17 protein-coding genes and 1 other RNA gene are annotated in these 17,552 nt (G+C 69.5%); 4 read left to right on the top strand and 14 right to left on the bottom strand.

Translation table 11 applies throughout. The features are described 5' to 3' along the window. Positions 1–23 precede the first annotated feature (23 nt). The 11 genes from ACT54L_RS10355 to ACT54L_RS10305 all read right to left on the bottom strand — a co-directional run bounded on the left by ACT54L_RS10355 (position 24) and on the right by ACT54L_RS10305 (position 9,030). Positions 24–1,109, bottom strand: coding sequence for a 4-oxalomesaconate tautomerase (locus ACT54L_RS10355; RefSeq protein ID WP_476085496.1), 1,086 nt, complete (start codon positions 1,107–1,109; stop codon positions 24–26). 30 nt (positions 1,110–1,139) lie between these two features. Beyond that, the gene (locus ACT54L_RS10350; RefSeq protein WP_476085495.1) at positions 1,140–2,024 is read right to left on the bottom strand and encodes an amidohydrolase family protein; all 885 of its coding nucleotides are present in this window, start codon (positions 2,022–2,024) and stop codon (positions 1,140–1,142) included. 28 nt (positions 2,025–2,052) lie between these two features. Beyond that, a complete protein-coding gene (locus ACT54L_RS10345) occupies positions 2,053–3,015 on the bottom strand; it encodes an amidohydrolase family protein (RefSeq protein ID WP_476085494.1) in 963 nt (320 codons plus the stop codon). Between the two features lie 41 nt (positions 3,016–3,056). Beyond that, positions 3,057–3,872: an NAD(P)-dependent oxidoreductase gene (locus ACT54L_RS10340; RefSeq protein ID WP_476085493.1), complete on the bottom strand. Its 816-nt coding sequence runs from the start codon at positions 3,870–3,872 to the stop codon at positions 3,057–3,059. A gap of 101 nt (positions 3,873–3,973) precedes the next feature. Next, a complete protein-coding gene (locus ACT54L_RS10335; RefSeq protein ID WP_476085492.1) occupies positions 3,974–4,909 on the bottom strand; it encodes a LysR family transcriptional regulator in 936 nt (311 codons plus the stop codon). Between the two features lie 56 nt (positions 4,910–4,965). Next, positions 4,966–5,496, bottom strand: a complete 531-nt coding sequence (locus ACT54L_RS10330; RefSeq protein WP_476085491.1) for a dihydrofolate reductase — start codon at positions 5,494–5,496, stop codon at positions 4,966–4,968. Beyond that, positions 5,489–6,754 (bottom strand): flavin monoamine oxidase family protein, encoded by a 1,266-nt coding sequence (locus ACT54L_RS10325; protein WP_476085490.1) that lies wholly within the window; start codon positions 6,752–6,754, stop codon positions 5,489–5,491. The genes ACT54L_RS10330 and ACT54L_RS10325 overlap by 8 nt, the downstream gene beginning before the upstream one ends. A 41-nt stretch (positions 6,755–6,795) precedes the next feature. Continuing rightward, entirely contained in the window at positions 6,796–7,410 is a 615-nt protein-coding gene (locus tag ACT54L_RS10320) for an SspB family protein (RefSeq protein WP_476085489.1), read from the bottom strand. 138 nt (positions 7,411–7,548) lie between these two features. Next, positions 7,549–7,909, bottom strand: a transfer-messenger RNA (tmRNA) gene (gene ssrA, locus ACT54L_RS10315). Positions 7,910–7,957: 48 nt separating this feature from the next. After that, positions 7,958–8,890, bottom strand: a complete 933-nt coding sequence (locus ACT54L_RS10310; protein ID WP_476085488.1) for a site-specific tyrosine recombinase XerD — start codon at positions 8,888–8,890, stop codon at positions 7,958–7,960. Then, complete coding sequence (locus ACT54L_RS10305; RefSeq protein WP_209104164.1) at positions 8,887–9,030, bottom strand: histidine kinase; 144 nt, start codon at positions 9,028–9,030, stop codon at positions 8,887–8,889. Before ACT54L_RS10305 ends, ACT54L_RS10310 begins: the two co-directional genes overlap by 4 nt. A gap of 157 nt (positions 9,031–9,187) precedes the next feature. Here ACT54L_RS10305 and ACT54L_RS10300 point away from each other — a divergent pair, with 157 nt between their 5' ends. The 3 genes from ACT54L_RS10300 to ACT54L_RS10290 are packed head-to-tail and all read left to right on the top strand — an operon-like array spanning position 9,188 to position 11,297. Beyond that, the gene (locus tag ACT54L_RS10300) at positions 9,188–9,799 is read left to right on the top strand and encodes a shikimate kinase (protein ID WP_476085487.1); all 612 of its coding nucleotides are present in this window, start codon (positions 9,188–9,190) and stop codon (positions 9,797–9,799) included. A gap of 26 nt (positions 9,800–9,825) precedes the next feature. Further along, the gene (gene aroB, locus ACT54L_RS10295) at positions 9,826–10,965 is read left to right on the top strand and encodes a 3-dehydroquinate synthase (RefSeq protein ID WP_476085486.1); all 1,140 of its coding nucleotides are present in this window, start codon (positions 9,826–9,828) and stop codon (positions 10,963–10,965) included. 44 nt (positions 10,966–11,009) lie between these two features. After that, positions 11,010–11,297, top strand: a complete 288-nt coding sequence (locus ACT54L_RS10290; RefSeq protein ID WP_476085485.1) for a hypothetical protein — start codon at positions 11,010–11,012, stop codon at positions 11,295–11,297. Between the two features lie 9 nt (positions 11,298–11,306). Here ACT54L_RS10290 and ACT54L_RS10285 read toward each other — a convergent pair whose 3' ends face one another. Next, complete coding sequence (locus ACT54L_RS10285) at positions 11,307–12,146, bottom strand: HesA/MoeB/ThiF family protein (protein WP_476085484.1); 840 nt, start codon at positions 12,144–12,146, stop codon at positions 11,307–11,309. A gap of 75 nt (positions 12,147–12,221) precedes the next feature. After that, positions 12,222–13,727 carry a siroheme synthase CysG gene (gene cysG, locus ACT54L_RS10280; RefSeq protein ID WP_476085483.1) on the bottom strand — a complete coding sequence of 502 codons (1,506 nt, stop codon included), beginning with the start codon at positions 13,725–13,727 and terminating at the stop codon, positions 12,222–12,224. Positions 13,728–13,947: 220 nt separating this feature from the next. Here cysG and ACT54L_RS10275 point away from each other — a divergent pair, with 220 nt between their 5' ends. Further along, a complete protein-coding gene (locus tag ACT54L_RS10275; RefSeq protein ID WP_476085482.1) occupies positions 13,948–14,244 on the top strand; it encodes a nucleotidyltransferase family protein in 297 nt (98 codons plus the stop codon). A 236-nt stretch (positions 14,245–14,480) separates the two neighbouring features. Here ACT54L_RS10275 and polA read toward each other — a convergent pair whose 3' ends face one another. Beyond that, entirely contained in the window at positions 14,481–17,486 is a 3,006-nt protein-coding gene (gene polA / locus ACT54L_RS10270) for a DNA polymerase I (protein WP_476085481.1), read from the bottom strand. Between the last annotated feature and the right edge of the window lie 66 nt (positions 17,487–17,552).

Below are 17,552 nucleotides of genomic sequence, written 5' to 3'. Positions count from 1 at the left end.
GACCTCTGGATGAGCTTGGATGTTCAGATGACGCCGGGGCGCACGAAGACGCGGCCGTCGAAGAGGGGGCGGGCGGTGCGCAAGAGGCCGGCGCGCAGCACTTCGGGTGCTGCGTCCGTGCCGCCCATTTCCAGGCGCACGGAAAATTCGCCGGTGGGATGCTCCACGCTTACCGTGCGCACGGTCCCGCCGGGCATCTGGGCCACCTCGGCGGCGGGCGAGCCCGGCAGGGCGCAGGCGGTGGCCACCGTCACCGCCGCGAACACGCCGATGGAGGCGTGGCATTCATGGGGGATGAAGCTGCGGGTGGAGACGGTGCCGCCCGCGCGGGGCGGCGCCACCAGGATCATCTTGGGCACCACCTTGGGACCCACATCGCCCAGATTCATCAGGGGACCGGCGGCGAGGCGGATTTCCTCCAGGCGGGCCTTCAGCGCGGTGTCCTTGTCCAGCACGTCGCGCGGCTCATAGCCGGTGCGCCCGACGCTGGCGGCGGTGAGCACCACGCAAGGCATGCCATTGTCGATGAGGGTGGCGCGCACGCCGGCCACCTCGTCCACCACCCGGCCTGTGGGCAGCAGCGTGCCACAGACCGAGCCGGCGGCATCGAGGAAGTCCACCGCGATGGGGCTCGCCGTGCCCGGCACGCCGTCAATGCGGGCGTCGCCACCATAGACGGGCGTGCCGTCCGGCGTTTCCACCGTGAGCTCGGCGATGGTGCCGGTATTGATCGTACGCACCTTCACCCGGGTGCGGGGCGCGGTGGCCTGCACCAACCCGCGCTCGATGGCGAAGGGGGCGACGCCGGCGAGGATGTTGCCGCAATTGGGGGTGGTATCCACCATCGCCTTGTCCACCCCCACCTGGGCGAACAGGAAGTCGATGTCGCAATCCGGCAGGTCGGACCGCGAGATGAGCGCCACCTTGCTGGTGAGCGGATGGGCGCCGCCCACCCCGTCCACCTGGCGCGGATCGGGCGAGCCCATGACGGCGAGGAGAATGGCATCCCGCCGGGCCTGATCCGCCGGCAGGTCCGAGGCGAGGAAATAGGCGCCCTTGGAGGTGCCGCCCCGGATCAGCATGCAGGGAAGGGAGACTTGATCGCTCATGACATCACCTCGCGCCGCTCGGGGCGGCTTTCATTCGGCGGGGAAGTCGAAGAGGCGGGCGGGATTGTCCACCAGCACCTTGCGCTGCAAGTCGGGCTCCGGCGCGAACAGGGGCACGAGGTCGACGAGGTCTCCGTCATTGGGCATGACCTTCACATTGGGATGCGGCCAGTCCGTGCCCCAGATCACCCGGTCGGGCGCGGTCTCCAGGATGGTGCGGGCGAAGGGCACGGCATCATGGAAGGGCGGGCCGGCAGTCGAGACGCGCTCGGCGCCGCAGATCTTCACCCAGCACTTCTCGTCGCGCTTCATCAGCTCGATGAGGGTGCGGAAGGGCAATTGGTCGAGGCCCTCATTGGCCTGGACGCGGCCCATATGGTCGATGGTGTAGGGCACCGGCAGGCGGGCCAGCATGTCCGCATAGGTGGGCAGGTCGATGGCGTCGAAATGCAGGTCGATGTGCCAGCCGAAGGGGGCGACCATGGCGACGATGCGATCGAACACCGCCATGTCCGGCACCCCGCCCAGGTGGCGCACGAAATTGAACCGGCAGCCCCGGAAGCCGCCCGCGTGCAGCGCCTCGATGCCCTTCTCGTCGATGCTGCCATCGATATTGGCGACGCCCCGGTAGCGCCCCTTGCTCTGGGCGATGGCGTCCAGCGCCACCCGGTTGTCGGTGCCGTGGACGGAGGCGTTGACGATCACCGCCCGCTCGACGCCGATCTTGGCGTGCAGCGCCTTGAACGCCTCCAGCGGCGCGTCCGGCGGCGTGTAGGAGCGCTTGGGATCGTAAGGGTAGACATTGCCCGGGCCGAAGATGTGGCAATGGGTGTCGCAGGAGAGCGGCGGCAGCTTGAAGGCCGGGGTGCGCGTGTGCGGATCGGGGCCGGGAATGGAGCGGATGGCGGCGGTCATGTCTCTGGCTCTGCTCGCAAAAGAAAGGTCAGCTCGGGAAGCCGAAGAGGCGGACCGGATTGTCCACCAGGAGCTTGTGGCGCTGGCCGGCATCGGGGGCATAGAGGGGAACGAGGTCCACGAGGTCGCCGTCATTGGGCATGACCGGGACATTGGGATGGGGCCAGTCCGTGCCCCAGACACAGCGGTCGGGCGCGGCGGCAATGAGCGCCTGGGCGAAGGGCACGGTGTCGGTGAAGGGCGCGCCGGTGGCGGACATGCGCTCCGGGCCGGTGATCTTGATCCAGCCCTTCTCGTCCGTGCGCATCAGCTCCACCAGCGCCTGGAAGGGCGGCTGCTCCAGCCCGCCGGCGGCCTTCACCGCGCCCATGTGGTCGATCACATAGGGGAGCGGCAAGGCGCGCAGGAGCGGCACGAATTCGGGGATCATGGCCGGCTCGAGATAAAGATCCACGTGCCAGCCATAGGCCTTCACCTTGTCGACGATCTTGTTGAAGCCGGTCATGTCCGGCCGCCCGCCGAGCCGGGCGAGGAAGGTGAAGCGGCACCCGACGACGCCGGCATCGGTGAGCGCCTGCAACTCCTTGTCGGTGATGGTGTCGTCCACATTGGCGACGCCCTTGTAGCGGCCCTTGCTGGCCGCGATGGCGTCGGTGACGGGCCGGTTGTCGGGGCCGTGGACGGTGGCGTTCACGAGGACGGCACGCTCCACGCCGATCTTGGCATGCACCTCCTCGAACAGCTCCAGCGGCGCGTCCGGGGGCGTGTAGCTGCGCTTGGCCCAATAGGGATATTTGGAATTGGGGCCGAAAATATGGGTGTGGCTGTCCACCGATCCGGCCGGGGCCTTGAAGGTGGGGGTCTTCACATTGGGATCAGGGCCCATAATCATCGGTGCGTTCGCTCCCGTCTGCGCCACGGCCGCAAGGGGCGCCCCGCCCAAGGTGGCGGCAAGGCCGGCAAGGCAAGTCCGGCGCGAAATATGCGGCATGGTTCGTCTCCCCAGATGTCCGCTCTTCCGGCGGCGAGATTTCAGGCTTTCTTGACCGCGCCCCGCTGCTGGGCATCGGCCACCGCGCGGGCGAGATCCGGCACCAGGTTGAGCGCCGCCAGCATGTCGGCGGCTTCCCGCATCTCGGCGGCGCGGCGCACGCCGTGGGTGGCCACCCGCTCGGCCATGTTGGGCGCGAGCTTTGCGAAGTTCATGCCGGGGAAGCTGGCGTCGAGGGAGGAGAAGACCTCGGTCTCCACGTCGAAGGCCTTGGCGGCGCGGGCGCAATCCACGATCAGCGCCTCGATGCCCTTCACCATGATGGAGCGGCAGAGCTTCATGGCCGAGGCCCGGCCATGCACGTCCGACACCGGCCGGATGTTCATGCCCAGCGGCACCAAAGCGGCGGCAACCGCCTCCGCCTTCGGCCCGCCACCCAGGATCGGTACGGCGATGCGCGGCGCACCCACGGGCGCCATGACGGCGCCTTCCACATAGTCCGCGCCCACCGCTTCCACCGCGCGGGCGGCGGCGACCTTGGTGTGGGGGGCGGCGGAATTGATGTCGAAGAGGATCTGGCCGGGCTTGAGATAGCCCACCGCCTCCTGGGCCACGGTGAGCGCCTGGTCGGCGGTCACGGCGGAAATGACGATGTCGGCGCCCTCGGCCGCCTCGGCGGCACTTTGCGCCACGCGCACGCCATCGGCCTGCGCCCGCGCCAGGAGGGGGGCCGCGAGGGCGGGGTTGGCGAACTTGATGTCATAGACGGCGACCGCGTCGAGGCCGTTCTTCAGGAGGTCATGGGCGAACAGGGTGCCCACTTCGCCATAACCGATGATCGCCAGCCGCAGGGCCATCTTTCCGTCCTCTCCCATCGTCGCGTCTCAGGCGCGTTGGGCGGAAGGTGACGGTTCGGCACAGATGAATCAAATGACAGTTTTTTCGCCATTCATGAAATTCATGCATCTGGCGGATCGCGATCCTCCCCCGCCTTGCCCTTGCGCCGCGCCTTCAGCCGCGCGCGCACCAGGTCCAAAAGGGCGCTGGCGGCGGGGGACAAGGGCGTGCCGCGCTTGGTGAAAACAACCAAGGTGCGGGTGATGGAGGGGTTGCGCAGGGGCAGCAAGGTCAGGCCGGAGAGCCGATTGCGGTCCAGCGCCAGATCGGGGACGACGGTGAGCCCGATGCCCGCCTGCACCATGCTCACCGCCGTCTGGATGTGCTGCACCTCATAGCGCCAGTTCAGCGCCTCCCGCCGGCTGCCCAAGGCATCGTCGATCAAAGCGCGGTTGCCCGCCTGGGGGCTGATGCGGATGAGCGGCACGCCTTCGAGCGCGCTCCAGCTGGCGCTGCCCTCCGCCACCAGGGGATGGCTTTTCGGGCACAGGAGCACGAACTGCTCTTTGCGCAGCGGCGTCATGTCCAGGTCCCAGACGGCGGCGGTGACGATGCCGATGCCGAATTCCGCCGCCCCCGCCCGCACCAGGCCGGCAATCTCGGAAGCGGAATTGTCATAGACCTTCACCGCCACGCCGGGATGAAGCTCGGCGAAGGTCTTGAGCGCATGCGGCAGGTGGCTCGCCGCGATGGTGGGCAGGCAGCCGATGGCGATGCGCGCCTCATGCCCCCGCGCTTTCTCGCGCAGGCTCTCGATCTCCCCTTGCAGCGCGGAGAGCGCGGTGCGGGCCTTGGGAAGGAGTGCCTCGCCGTCCGGGGTGAGCGTGACCTGCCGGGTGGTGCGGATGAGCAGGCGCACGCCCAAATCATCCTCCAGCTTGCGCAGGCGGTGGGAGAGCGCGGTCTGGGACAGGTTGAGATGGGCCGCCGCCCGCAGGAACGAGCCGCGCTCGGCGATGGCGAGGAAGGCCTGGAGGCCGAGGAAATCGATCCGCATGCCCTTTGCTTTGCACGGGGCGCCGGGCTTGGAAAGACGGGCTTGGAAAGACGGGCTTAAGCGGGGTCGCGCCGCTCCAGCCTCACATAGGTCACCGGCGCCTCGTCGCCGGGCGCCTGGACGGGGCCCTCCACGGCCACTTCGCGCCACACCGCCGGATCATAGGGCGGCAAATGCACGTCGCCCTCGGGGGAAAGATGCACGCGGGTCAGCTCCACCCGCCGCGCCCCGGGCAGCGTGTCGGCGAAGACCTGCCGGCCGCCAATGACCATGATGGCGTCCGCCCCCATCTCGCCCGCCGCCGCCCGCGCCAAGGCCAGCGCATCCTCCAGCGTGCGCCCTACCCGCACGCCCTCGGGCGCCGTGAAGGCGGGGTCGGCGCTCACCACCACGGAGATGCGTCCTGGCAAGGGCCGGCCGATGGACTGGAAGGTCCGCCGCCCCATGAGCAGCGGCTTGCCCCAGGTGAGGGCGCGGAAGCGCTTGAGGTCGGAGGGCAGGCGCCAGGGCAAGTCCTGCCCGCGCCCGATCACGCCATTCTCGCCCACCGCCACCACATGGACGAGCGGCAGATCCTGTTCAGCCATGAGCAGAAGTCTCCAGGCCGGCCAGGGCGGCCTTGGCGGCGGCAAGGCCGGTGAGATGGGCGCCGTGGCAGGTGGAGAAATCGTGCAGGGACACGGCCTCCCCGGCGAAATGGATGCGCGCGTCGAAGGGCTCCGACAAGCGCGCCCGCAGATGGGCCTTGCCCGGCAGCGCGCAGGAATAGCCGCCGCCAATGAGGGGATCGGCGGTCCAGGAGGTGGCGCGGGTGGTCACCACGTGCCGGCGCACATCGGCACCGAAAGCCCGCACCAGCGCCTCCACCGCCTCCACCGTGAGCGCCGCCTCGCCCTCGGCCACCAGGCGCGCAGCGGAGGGGCCGGCCAGATGCGCCACCACAACGGGCTCCGCACCGGGCAGGATCTGGAAATTCACCGGCGCGCGCTCGGAAGTGGTGCTGTCGAAGGTGCTCACCCCCGTGCGCTCGTTGAAGCCGAACAGGTCACGATCGAAGCCAACAGCCACCTTTTCCACCACGCCGAGCGGCAAGGCGGCGAACGCTTCCTCCAGTTCGGCGGGAAGGCCCGGCCGCACCGCAATGGCGCCCCGCGCCAGCACGCTGGTGGGCACGGCGAGGATCACCGCCCGCGCCCGCACCGTGCCCTGCGCGGTGGTCAGCACCAGGTCGCGACCGGAGCGGTCGATGGCGGTGACCGGGCAGTTCAGCGCCACCGGCACGCCGGCGCCATGGGCCGCCACCAGGGCGCCATAGCCTTCCAGCACCGGCCAATTGTGTCCCGAGTCCGAATAGGCCGCATAGTCGGCGGTGGAAATGTCCTCGGGAAAAGCCGCCGTGATGAGGGAGAGCCAGTGCTGCACCAGTGGCGCCCACGGACCCGCCTCGGGGATGACAGCGGTGGCCGCCACGTCCCGCCCGGCCTTGCCGGCGGCGATCATGGCGTCGAAGGCGCCATCGAGCAGGGAGGCGGCCTGCGCCACCTCCTCGCCATTCGCCCAATGGGTCCCCGTTTGCACATGGCGCAGCAGGGGCCGGTCGCGCTTCAGATAGGAGAAGCCCAGCCGATCGGCGATGGCGGTGAAGGGATTGCGCTCGGCGGAATGCAGCCAGTGGCAGCCCAGGTCCCAGGGCTGGCCGAAGCTGGTGGCGTCGGTAAAGGCCCGCCCGCCGATGCGGCCGGCGGCCTCGAACACGGCGAAGCGCGCGCCGGAGGCCTGGAGCACGGTGCCGGCGGCAAGTCCCGCCGCGCCCGCGCCAATGACGGCCACATCAAGGTCTTGCACGGCATCACCTGAGGGGTTGGACGGGCCGGCCGGTCAGGCGCTCACTTCTTGCGGAAGACGTCGAGCCGCACCACCTCGGCCCCGGCCTGGGGCTTGTCCTCGGCGCTCTCGTCCTTGGTGGCCGGGGATTTGGCGGCGGGCGCCTTGTCGGTCTCGCCATCGGCTTTGCGGGCGCTGGCCAGCGCCGGCTCGGAGGCGGCGCCGCGCAGGGCGCGCACGGCCGCCGGGCCCGGCAGGGGCGTGGGGGCGGTGGCGGAATTGTCCTCTTCCGGCGCCGGCTCCTCGGTGGCCTCGGCCTCGGCGATCTCGAACTGGAGGCCGAACTTCACGGAGGGGTCGAAGAAGCCCTTCAGGGCGGAAAAGGGCACCAGCAGCCGCTCGGGCACGCCACCGAAGGACAGGCCCACCTCGAAGGCGTGCTCGGTCACGTTCAGGTCCCAGAACTGGTGCTGGAGGACGATGGTCATCTCTTCCGGATACTTCTCCCGCATGCGCTGGGAGAGCCGCACGCCGGGGGCGCGGGTGTCGAAGGAGATATAGAAATGATGGTCGCCCGGCAGGCCGTCGCGCGCAGCATCCACGAGCACCCGGCGGACAACGCCGCGCAAGGCTTCCTGGGCAAGGAGATCGTAGCGGATATGATCGACCGACGACATGGGGACGTTTGAACTTTCCGGGCGCGGGCTTCGGCCGGATGCCCCCGCGCATTCCCCGCAGGACCGGTGGTTCCGCCCCTCCGGCGAATGGGCGAACGGCCCATTCCCCTCCTTCAGGTCCGGCCGGGCCCGGAAGGAAGTGGAGGCTTCTGTTGCCAGGTGCCTCCGAACCCCGCCTAGCCAGTGCTACCCGGTAGGACTTTTATTTCGGTACCTTTACCGCTCACGCGGCAACGGCAACCGGAGCATAGTTGTCATTCGCAACTATAGGTCGGCCCGATATCGGCGGAACCATGCCGAGCGAAAGAAAGCCCTTTACACCCTCGTCGATCCTGGTTCGCCCCCGCCGGAGCCCGCGCGCTTGCGCTTCACGGGCTCTGGTGGAGGCGCCGGGTACTGCCCCCGGGTCCGAAAGGCTTATTACGACAACCGTTTATCGCCATAGCCGGCTTGCGCCGGCCCCATGAATATAGGCGGGGCCGGCTCTTGATGAAAGGGGCGCGCCCGCTTTTCCCCGCGACGCTTGTGCCGGCGGTATCGAAAAACCTTAGGACGACGAGCCGTCGGAGAGCGGGTGCAGGTCACGCACCATGGCTTTCAGGCGCTCGTCGAGCACATGGGTGTAGATCTGGGTGGTGGAAATATCCGCGTGCCCCAGCAGCGTCTGCACGATGCGCAGGTCCGCCCCATGGGCGAGCAGATGGCTGGCGAAGGCGTGGCGCAGCACATGGGGCGAGAGCTTGGCGGGGTCCACCTCCGCCGCCACCGCCAGGTCCTTCAATTCGCGCCCCGCCTGCTGGCGGGTCACATGGCCGCTGGCCGCGCCGGAGGGAAACAGCCATTTGGTGGCGGCCAGCCCCGCCGCCGCCCGCGCGGCCAGATATTCCGCCATGGCCACCTTGGCGGCGCCGCCCAGCGGCACCAGGCGGTCCTTGCCGCCCTTGCCAGTGACCACGATGGCATCGGCCCGGCTGCGGGCGGCGCTGGCCGGCAGGGCCACCAGCTCGGAAACGCGCAGGCCCGTGGCATAAAGCAGTTCCACCACGGTGAGCGTGCGCAGGCGCCGCAGCCGCTCGGCGGGGGTCGCGGGCTCCTGCGCGCGGGCATGTGCCGTGGAGATGAGGCGCGTCACCTCCTCCTCGGTGAGCACCTTGGGCAGCGGGCGGCCGCGCTTGGGGCCTTCCAGCACCGCCGCCGGATCATCCCCGCGATGGCCTTCCGCATAAAGGAAGCGGTGGAACTGCCGGACCGCCGAGAGGCGGCGGGCGACCGTGGTTGCCTTCATGCCGCGCTGGGAGAGATCGGCCAGATAGGCCCGCAGATCGGCCGTTTCGGCTTTATCCAGCGCCACGCCCCGGGTGGCGAGGAACTGGCCGAGATCGGCGAGGTCGCGGCGATAGGCATCCAGCGTATGGGGGCTCGCCGCCCGTTCCACGGCCTGCATGTCCAGGAACAGGGCCAGCGGCCCGGCCGCGCTCATTTGCTGTAGCGGTCGTTGGGCACCGTGAAGGTCACGTCGCGGGAAATGGGCTGGACCTTGTTGGCGAGCCAATAGGCCCCGCCATAGATGCCTCCGGCGAGGACCAGGATCACCACAAGGAGCCGGATCAGGCTGGGCAAGGCGGCCTCTTTGCTTCCCGCGAATCGCGCACATAGCGCGTGCTTCACAGGTGACATGGTGGGGCGTGGCTTTCAACCGCCATTGCCGCGCCGAAAGGGGGGTGCTATCGGCCATGCCCCAGAAGCGCCGCTGAGCCGGCGCAGCAGGAGGCAGGTGGTGACGGGTCCCACAGCGACGGAAAAGCCGGATGCGGCGGCCGAGGCGCTTCTCGCGCGGCTCGGGCGACGCTGCATCGTGCTGGTGGGCATGCCGGGCGCCGGCAAGTCCTCCGTGGGCCGCCGCCTGGGCAAGCGCCTCAACCTGCCGTTCCTGGACGCGGACGAGGAAATCGTGCGCGCCGCCGGCATGAGCATTCCCGAAATCTTCGCCCAGCGCGGCGAGGCCGAATTCCGCGAGGGCGAGAAGCGCGTGCTCTCCCGCCTGCTCCAGGCGGGGCCGACCGTGGTGGCCACTGGCGGCGGGGCCTATATGAATGCCGACACCCGCGCCAACATCTCCCGCTACGGCATCGCGGTGTGGCTCCATGCGGACCATGCCACGCTGCTGCGCCGGGTGAAGAAGCGCACCGACCGCCCCTTGCTCGCCCAGGGCGATGCTGGTGAGCGCCTCGCCGCCCTCCAGGCCGAGCGCGAGCCGGTCTATGCGCTGGCGGATGTCACCGTGGAATCCCGCGACGTGGTGCATGAAGCCGTGGTGGAGGACGTGATTACCGCCCTTCTGCGCCACACCCAGAGCACGGCCCCGACCGGTGATTCCAGCGCCTCCTGACGCCGTCCTTCGTTCAAGGAAGTCCCATGTCTGAGCCCGCCGCCGCCCCCTCGCCCGCCGAACCGCGCCTGGTGCGCGTGGACCTGGCCGGGCGGCCCTATGAGATCGCCATTGGCCCAGGCCTGCTGACCGAGATCGGCGCGCGCATCGCCGCCCTTCGGCCGGGCGCGCGGGTGGCCATCGTCACCGACACCAACGTGGCGAACCATCATCTCAAGACGGTGGAGGCCTCGCTCGCCGCCGCCGGCATCCCCTCCTCCGTCATCCTTGTGGCGCCGGGCGAGAAGACCAAGGGCTATGCGGGCCTCGAACAGGTCACCGAGGGCCTGATCGCCGCCCGCATCGAGCGGCGCGACCTGGTGCTGGCGCTGGGCGGGGGCGTGGTGGGGGATCTCGCCGGCTTCGCCGCCGCCGTGGTGCGCCGGGGCGTGGACGTGGTGCAGGCGCCGACCACCTTGCTCTCCCAGGTGGATTCCTCCGTGGGCGGCAAGACCGGCATCAATTCCCCCCAGGGCAAGAATCTCATCGGCGCCTTCCACCAGCCGGTGCTGGTGATCGCCGACACCGCGGCCCTCGACACGCTCCCCGCCCGCGAGGTGCGCGCCGGCTATGCGGAAGTGACCAAATACGGCCTGCTTGGCGATGCGCCCTTCTTCGAGTGGCTGGAACAGAATGGCCGCGACGTGATTTCCGGCGGCCCGGCGCGGGTGGAGGCGGTGGCCGCCTCCTGCGCCGCCAAGGCCGCCATCGTCGCCCGCGACGAGAAGGAGACCGGCGACCGCGCCCTCCTCAATCTCGGCCACACCTTCGGCCATGCGCTGGAGGCGGGCGCCGGCTTCTCCCAGCGGCTGCTCCATGGCGAGGCGGTGGCCATCGGCATGGCGCTGGCTTTCTCCTATTCCGCCAAGATGGGCCTGTGCTCCGGCCAGGATGCGGTGCGCGCCACCCGACACCTGGAAGCCGTGGGTCTGCCCACCCGCATCGCCGACGTGCCGGGCGACTTGCCGGACACGGACGGCCTCATGGCCCTCATCGCCCAGGACAAGAAGGTGAGCCGGGGGGCGCTGACCTTCATCCTGGTGCGCGGCATCGGCGCCGCCTTCATCGCCAAGGATGTGGACGGCGCCTCCATCCGCGCCTTCCTGGACGAGATGCGCGCGGCCTGAGGCGGGACCGCCGCGCCCTGCGGGCCGGAAGGGGAGAGGCAGGCATGTCGCGGCGCATCGACAAGAGCTGGCTGGTCTTCATCAGCCTCGAGAACGAGCACCATGACCGCTGCGTCGACCTGTTCGAGCGGCCGGACGGCACCTGCGGCTTCGAGGAATTCCGCCGCGACACCGAGGATGGCGGAGCCTGGACGCCGGTGAGCTATTTCTCGGGGCGCGCCCTGCCCTCCCGCCGCGACGCGCTGCTGGCGGCGCTGGCCTCGGTGAACTGGCTCGGCGCGGTGGTGGGAAAGCACCGCTCCGCCCAAGCGCTGCTGGAAACGCGCGCTTAAGGCCGAAGCTCAGGCCGTCGGCTCCTCCTCAAGGCCGTGCGCCCGCAGCGCGTGCTCCGACAGATCGGTGATGCGCGCGCCGGTGCCGGTGAGCGGGTTGTCGGGGTCATAGGCGTATTCGAGCGTCTCGAAGCGCATGGAGAGCGCGTCGATCATCAGGAGCTTGCCCACCAGCCCCTCGCCGAAGCCGACAATGGCGCGGATGACTTCCAGCGCCGCCAGCGACCCGGCAATCCCCGCCAAAGCCCCCAGCACCCCCGCTTCCGCGCAGGGCGCCACCGTGCCGGGCGGCGGCGGCTCGGGGAAGAGGCAGCGATAGGTGGGATAAAGCGTGCCGTCCGGCCCCCTCTCATGGGGCTTCAGGGTGGTGACGGTGGCATCGAAGGTGCCGAGCGCGGCGGTCACCAAAGTGCGGCCGGCCAGCGCGCAGGCATCCGACACCAGATAGCGGGTGGCGAAATTGTCCGAGCCGTCCAGCACCACGTCCACAGATGCGATCAGCTCCATGGCATTGGCGGGGGTGAGGCGGGTGGCGTGGAGCGTCATCTCCACATGGGGGTTGAGCGCGGCCACGCGGTCGCGGGCGCTCTCCACCTTGGGCCGGCCGATGTCGGGCGTACCGTGGATCACCTGCCGCTGGAGATTGGAGAGGGACACCTCGTCATCATCCACCAGCGCGATGTGCCCCACGCCAGCGGCGGCAAGATAGAGCAGAGCGGGCGCGCCGAGCCCGCCGGCGCCCACCACCAGCACGCGCGCCGCCTTCAGCTTCTGCTGGCCCGGCCCGCCCACGTCGCGCAGCACGATGTGCCGGGCGTAGCGCTCGATCTCCTCCGGTGAAAACGCCATGGTTCCCAAAACCTTCTTGAAGCCACCGCGCCGCGCGCGGGCTTCTCCATCACAAGCCCCGCCTTGAAGGCCGGATCAGGGCGCCGCGCGCCGTTCGCTCTCCTGCGCGGCGAGGCCCTCGGCGAGGGCGAAGCCGTAGAGCACGAGGCACGGGCCTTCCGCCCCCTCCGCCACCGCCTTGTCCACCGCCTCCGCAAGACCGCCCAACGGGGCGCTCACCACCACCTCCTGCGGGCGGCTGACGGAGAAGACCGCCAGCGCCGGGACTTGAGGGTCGATGCCGGCGTCCGTGAGCCGGCTCACCAGCTCCGCCAGAGTGCGGCGGGGCATATAGACGACGGTGGTGGCGGCCGGGTCGGACAGGGCCTTGAAGTCCAGATCCTCCGGCAGCTTGCCGTTGCGGGCATGGGCGGTGACCAATTGCAGCCGCCTCGCATGGTCGCGATGGGTCAGCGAAGTCACCAGCCGGCTCGCCGCGCCCTGGGGCGAGGAAATGCCGGGCACCACTTCCACCGGAATGCCGGCGCGACGGCAGGCGGTGATCTCCTCCCCGGCCCGGCCGAAGATCATGGGGTCGCCGCCCTTCAGGCGCACCACACGGCGGCCCTCCTTGGCCAGCGACACCATCAGCGTGTTGATGTCGCTCTGCTTGCAGGAGGGGCCATAGCCGGTCTTGCCCACCAGCATCTTCTTGGCCTCGCGGCGGGCGAAATCCAGCACCTCGCCGGAGACGAGGTCGTCATAAAGCACCACCTCGGCCGATTGCAGCGCCCGCACGGCCTTCAGCGTCAGGAGCTCGGGATCGCCCGGCCCGGCGCCCACCAGCACCACGGAGCCGGTCTCGGGCGCGGTGCGCTCGGTTTCGGCCAGCGCGATCAGTTCGGCCCGGTCCCGCTCGTCGGGCGCCCGCTCGGGGGTGGCCAGCGCGCGGGCGGTGAAGGCTTCCCAGAAATGCCGGCGGCCATGGAAGGAGAGGCCCAGCTGGGACACCGCCCCCCGCCAGCGCTGCGCCGCCTGCGCCCACCGGCGAAACCCCAGCGGCAGAATGGCCTCGATCTTCGCCCGCACCGCCTGCCCGAAGACCGGGGCGGCGCCATCGGTGGAGATGCCCACCACGAGGGGCGAACGGTTGACGATGGCCCCGAAGGCGAAGTCGCAGAAGGCCGGCTTGTCGATCACATTGACCGGGACGCCTGCTCCTTTAGCGGCGGCGCGGAAGGCCTCCGCCTCCCCGTCATCCTCGGCATCGGCAATGGCAAGGGCCGCGCCTTCAAGGTCGTGCCCTGTCCAGGCCCGTTCGATGAGGTGGATGACGCCCTCGCGCCCCTCGTCCGGCTGCGCCATCTCGGCGGCCAGCGTCACCATCTCGTCGCAGGCATGAGCCGCATAGACCTTCACCACCGCGCCGGCGGCACATAATAGCTCGGCCTTCCACACGGCGGGCGGCCCGCCGCCGGCCACCACCACCGGCTTGCCGGCCAGCGCAAAGAAGACCGGCAGCCGCGCCAGCGTCTCCATGCGCCCGCTCGCCGTGGGGCGCGGGGCGCGGGGGGGAAGGATCTTGTCGGCCGGTGGGGCCATCTTGTCGTCCATGCACGCTGCGCCGCCCAAGAGCCCGTGCCCCGGCGGCCATTTCCGTTGCGGCCCCACATGAACCGCGCACGCGCCGGGAGCAAGCCCGAAGGTGGCGAAGAGAATGTCAGGAGCGCTTCCCCTCCAATGTGGGACGGGATGACGCGCGCGGCAAGCGGGGGCGGTGGGGAGCGTTCTCTCCCGCCCATCGCTGCGCTATCATTGCGCAATGGATCGCACCCTCGCCCTCACCCACCTGCGCGCCTGCGCCGATGACGTCCGCGCCAGCGGGGCGACGGGGCTCTATCTCTTCGGCTCCACGGCGCGCGGCGAGGCTCGGGCGGACAGCGATCTCGACCTGTTCCTGGATTTTGACAGCGCCGCAGGCTTCAGCCTGGTGGACCTGGCTGAAATCAAGCTCTTGATCGAGGATCGGCTGGGCGTGCCTGTGGACCTCGCCACCCGCGACAGCCTCCACCCGGCGCTCAAGAGCGAAGTGGAACGTGGGGCGGTTCGGGTGTTTTGATGGCGCCTCGCAAGTTCCACTTGCCGCGCTGCGCCGGGGACCCGTCGCCGTTCCCACGAGCCTGAACGCGTCTCATCAAGAGAACCGTCATGGCCGGGCTTGTCCCGGCCATCCACGGGTCGGGCCGGGAACGGGCCTATGGCCTTGCGCGAGAGGATGGGCGTGGATGCCCGGGACAAGCCCGGGCATGACATTTCGAGGGATCGACGAGCCTCTAAACAGAGTGCCTGACGCCCTCAGTGCGCCTCGTCCCAATTATCCGCCGCGCTCGCCTCCACCTTCAACGGCACGGCCAGCGACACGGCCGGCAGCGCGGCGGTTTCCATCACGTGGCGCACCAGAGGCAGCGTGGCCTCAACTTCCGCCTCGGGCACCTCGAACACCAGTTCGTCATGCACTTGCAGGAGCATGCGGGCGGAGAGGCCGGCCTCGTCCAGCGCCCCTTCCATGCGGATCATGGCGCGGCGGATGATGTCGGCGGCGGTGCCCTGGAGGCGGGCATTGATGGCGGCGCGTTCGTTGAAGGCACGCACGGAGGGGTTCGAGGCGGCGATGTCGGGATAATGGCAGCGGCGGCCGAACAGGGTCGTCACATAGCCATGCTCGCGGCAATAGGCCTTGGTCTCGTCCATATAGGCGCGGATGCCGGGGAAGCGCTCGAAATAGCGGCGGATATAGAGCCCGGCCTCTTCGCGCGGAATGCCCAGCTGGTTGGCCAAGCCGAAGGCCGAGATGCCGTAGATGATGCCGAAATTGATGGCTTTGGCCCGGCGGCGCACCTCGCTCGGCATGCCCTCCACCGGCACGCCGAACATCTCCGAGGCGGTCAAGGCGTGGATGTCGAGCCCGTCCTTGAACGCCTGCCGCAAGGAGGGGATCTCGGCGATCTCGGCGAGCAGCCGCAATTCGATCTGCGAATAATCCGCCGAGACCAGCTTGTAGCCCTTCTCCGCCACGAAGGCGCGGCGGATGCGGCGGCCTTCCTCGGTGCGGATGGGGATGTTCTGGAGGTTGGGCTCGGAGGAGGACAGGCGCCCCGTCGTGGTGGCCGCAAGCGCATAGGAGGTGTGCACCCGCCCCGTGCGCGGGTTCACATAGCCGGGCAGCGCATCCGTATAGGTGGAGCGTAGCTTGGCCAGCTGGCGCCAGTCCAGGATCTTCTTCGGCAGGGGATGGCCGGCCTCGGCCAGTTCCTCCAGCACATTGGCCTTGGTGGACCAGGCGCCCGTGGGGGTCTTGGTGGCGCCCGGCAGGCCCATGCGGCCGAACAATATGTCGCCGATCTGCTTGGGCGAGCCCACATTCAGCCGCTCGCCGGCAATCTCGGCGATCTCGTCCTCAATGCGCGCCGCGCCCTGGGCGAACTCGCCGGAGAGGCGCGAGAGCAAAGACCTGTCGATGGAGACGCCCCGCGCCTCCATGCGGCCGAGCACCGGGATGAGCGGGCGTTCCAGGGTCTCATAGACCGTGGTCATGCCGTCCGCCGGCAGGCGCGGCTTCAACACCCGCCACAGGCGCAAGGTCACGTCCGCATCCTCGGCCGCATAGGCGGTGGCGGCGTCCAGCGGCACCTTGTCGAAGGTGATCTGCCCCTTGCCCTTGCCGGCCACCTCGGTGAAGGCGATGGGCTGGTGGCCGAGATGGCGCACCGATAGGTCGTCCATGCCGTGATTGGTGCGGCCGGCATCGAGCGCATAGGACATGCACATGGTGCAGTCGATGGGCGCCACCTCAATGCCATAGCGGGCGAGGATGGCCGCGTCATACTTGACGTTGTGGCCGATCTTCAGGGTGCCCACATCCTCGAACAGGGGCTTCAGGAGCGCCAGGGCATCCTGGAACGGGATCTGGTTGGGCAGCCGGCCCTCGCTGAAGAGGCCATCGCCCGCCCCCACATGGGCGAGGGGAATGTAGCAGGCCACATTGGGCGCCAGCGCCAGGGAGACGCCCACCAGATCCGCCTGCTGGCTGTCGATGCCCGTGGTCTCCGTGTCAAACGCCACATAGCCCTGGTCGCGGGCGCGGGCGCACCAGTCGGCCAGCTCCGCCGCACTGGTGAGCATGGCGTAGCGGGAGCGGTCCACCTTCTCGGCGCGGGCCTCGGCGGCGCGGGAGGCGACGAGGTCGGAGGGCGAGAGAAGCTGCGGGCGGCCGGAGGGGGCCGGCGCGGCGCCAGCGGGGCGCGCATCAGCAGCGGCGGGGGCCACCGGCTCGGCGGGGCCGGCTGGCAGAGCGGGCACGGCGCCGCCGCCGGGGGCGAGCAGCGGATCGGGGTCGATCTCCCCCGCCTCCACCCCATAGGCCTCGGCCACGCGCCGGGTGATGGTGGTGAATTCCATGGCCTTCAGGAAGGCCACGAGGCGCCTCGCGTCCGGCTCCTCAAGGACCAGGTCCTCCAGCGGCACTTCCACGGGGACGGCGCAGTCCAGCGTCACCAGGCGCTTGGAGATGCGGGCCTTCTCCTGGTTGGCGGGGTCGAGGAGCGATTCGCGGCGCTTGGGCTGCTTGATCTCGCCGGCGCGGGCGAGCAGCGATTCCAGGTCGCCATAATCCTGGATCAGGGTGGCGGCGGTCTTGATGCCGATGCCGGGCACGCCGGGCACATTGTCCGTGCTGTCGCCGGCCAGCGCCTGAACGTCCGTGACCTTTTCCGGCGGCACGCCGAAATAGTCCACCACCTCCTGCAAGCCGATGCGCCGCTCCGGCCGCGCGCCGCGCCCGCCCGCCTCGCCCGAGGCCGGGTCATACATGGCGACCCGCTCGCCCACGATCTGCATGAGATCCTTGTCGGCGGAGACCACCAGCACGTCGGCGCCCGCCTTGGCCGCCTGGACCGCATAGGTGGCGATGAGGTCGTCGGCCTCAAAGCGGGCCATTTCCACTGGGATCAGGCCGAAGGCTTTGACCGCCTCGCGCATGAGGGGGAATTGGGGAATCAGTTCGTCCGGGGGATCGGAGCGGTTGGCCTTGTAGTCGGGATAGATTTCCTTGCGGAAGGAATCTTCCGACTTGTCGAAGATGATGGCGAGGTGCGTCGGCCGGATGCCCACGGCGCCTTCGCGGATGAATTGCAGCAGCTTGGTGCAGAACAGGCGCACCGCCCCGGTGGGCAGCCGGTCCGAGCGGAAATTGTACTTTCGGTCCTGATTGATGGACTGGAAATAGGCCCGAAACACAAAGGACGAGCCATCGACCAGGAACACATGGTCGCCGGGCTTGATCGGGCGGGGGGCAACAGACATCGGGGCATCCTGCGAAACGGTGCGCACGATGCCCGACCCTCCCGCCGCAAACAACCCTTGCTGTCC

It is taken from the genome of Aquabacter sp. DMC10 (genome assembly GCF_056314145.1).
The sequence above is the reverse complement of the archived record's forward strand: the minus strand, read 5'-3'. Positions and strand labels throughout refer to the sequence as shown.

Excerpts from the sequence above, each read along its gene's own strand:
- cysG (WP_476085483.1), bottom strand. The coding sequence starts at position 13,727 with ATGGCCCCACCGGCCGACAAGATCCTTCCCCCCCGCGCCCCGCGCCCC.
- ACT54L_RS10340 (WP_476085493.1), bottom strand. The coding sequence starts at position 3,872 with ATGGCCCTGCGGCTGGCGATCATCGGTTATGGCGAAGTGGGCACCCTG.
- aroB (WP_476085486.1), top strand. The coding sequence starts at position 9,826 with ATGTCTGAGCCCGCCGCCGCCCCCTCGCCCGCCGAACCGCGCCTGGTG.
- ACT54L_RS10320 (WP_476085489.1), bottom strand. The coding sequence starts at position 7,410 with ATGTCGTCGGTCGATCATATCCGCTACGATCTCCTTGCCCAGGAAGCC.
- ACT54L_RS10355 (WP_476085496.1), bottom strand. The coding sequence starts at position 1,109 with ATGAGCGATCAAGTCTCCCTTCCCTGCATGCTGATCCGGGGCGGCACC.
- ACT54L_RS10290 (WP_476085485.1), top strand. The coding sequence starts at position 11,010 with ATGTCGCGGCGCATCGACAAGAGCTGGCTGGTCTTCATCAGCCTCGAG.
- ACT54L_RS10285 (WP_476085484.1), bottom strand. The coding sequence starts at position 12,146 with ATGGCGTTTTCACCGGAGGAGATCGAGCGCTACGCCCGGCACATCGTG.
- polA (WP_476085481.1), bottom strand. The coding sequence starts at position 17,486 with ATGTCTGTTGCCCCCCGCCCGATCAAGCCCGGCGACCATGTGTTCCTG.
- ACT54L_RS10275 (WP_476085482.1), top strand. The coding sequence starts at position 13,948 with ATGGATCGCACCCTCGCCCTCACCCACCTGCGCGCCTGCGCCGATGAC.
- ACT54L_RS10345 (WP_476085494.1), bottom strand. The coding sequence starts at position 3,015 with ATGCCGCATATTTCGCGCCGGACTTGCCTTGCCGGCCTTGCCGCCACC.
- ACT54L_RS10310 (WP_476085488.1), bottom strand. The coding sequence starts at position 8,890 with ATGAGCGCGGCCGGGCCGCTGGCCCTGTTCCTGGACATGCAGGCCGTG.
- ACT54L_RS10330 (WP_476085491.1), bottom strand. The coding sequence starts at position 5,496 with ATGGCTGAACAGGATCTGCCGCTCGTCCATGTGGTGGCGGTGGGCGAG.
- ACT54L_RS10350 (WP_476085495.1), bottom strand. The coding sequence starts at position 2,024 with ATGACCGCCGCCATCCGCTCCATTCCCGGCCCCGATCCGCACACGCGC.
- ACT54L_RS10335 (WP_476085492.1), bottom strand. The coding sequence starts at position 4,909 with ATGCGGATCGATTTCCTCGGCCTCCAGGCCTTCCTCGCCATCGCCGAG.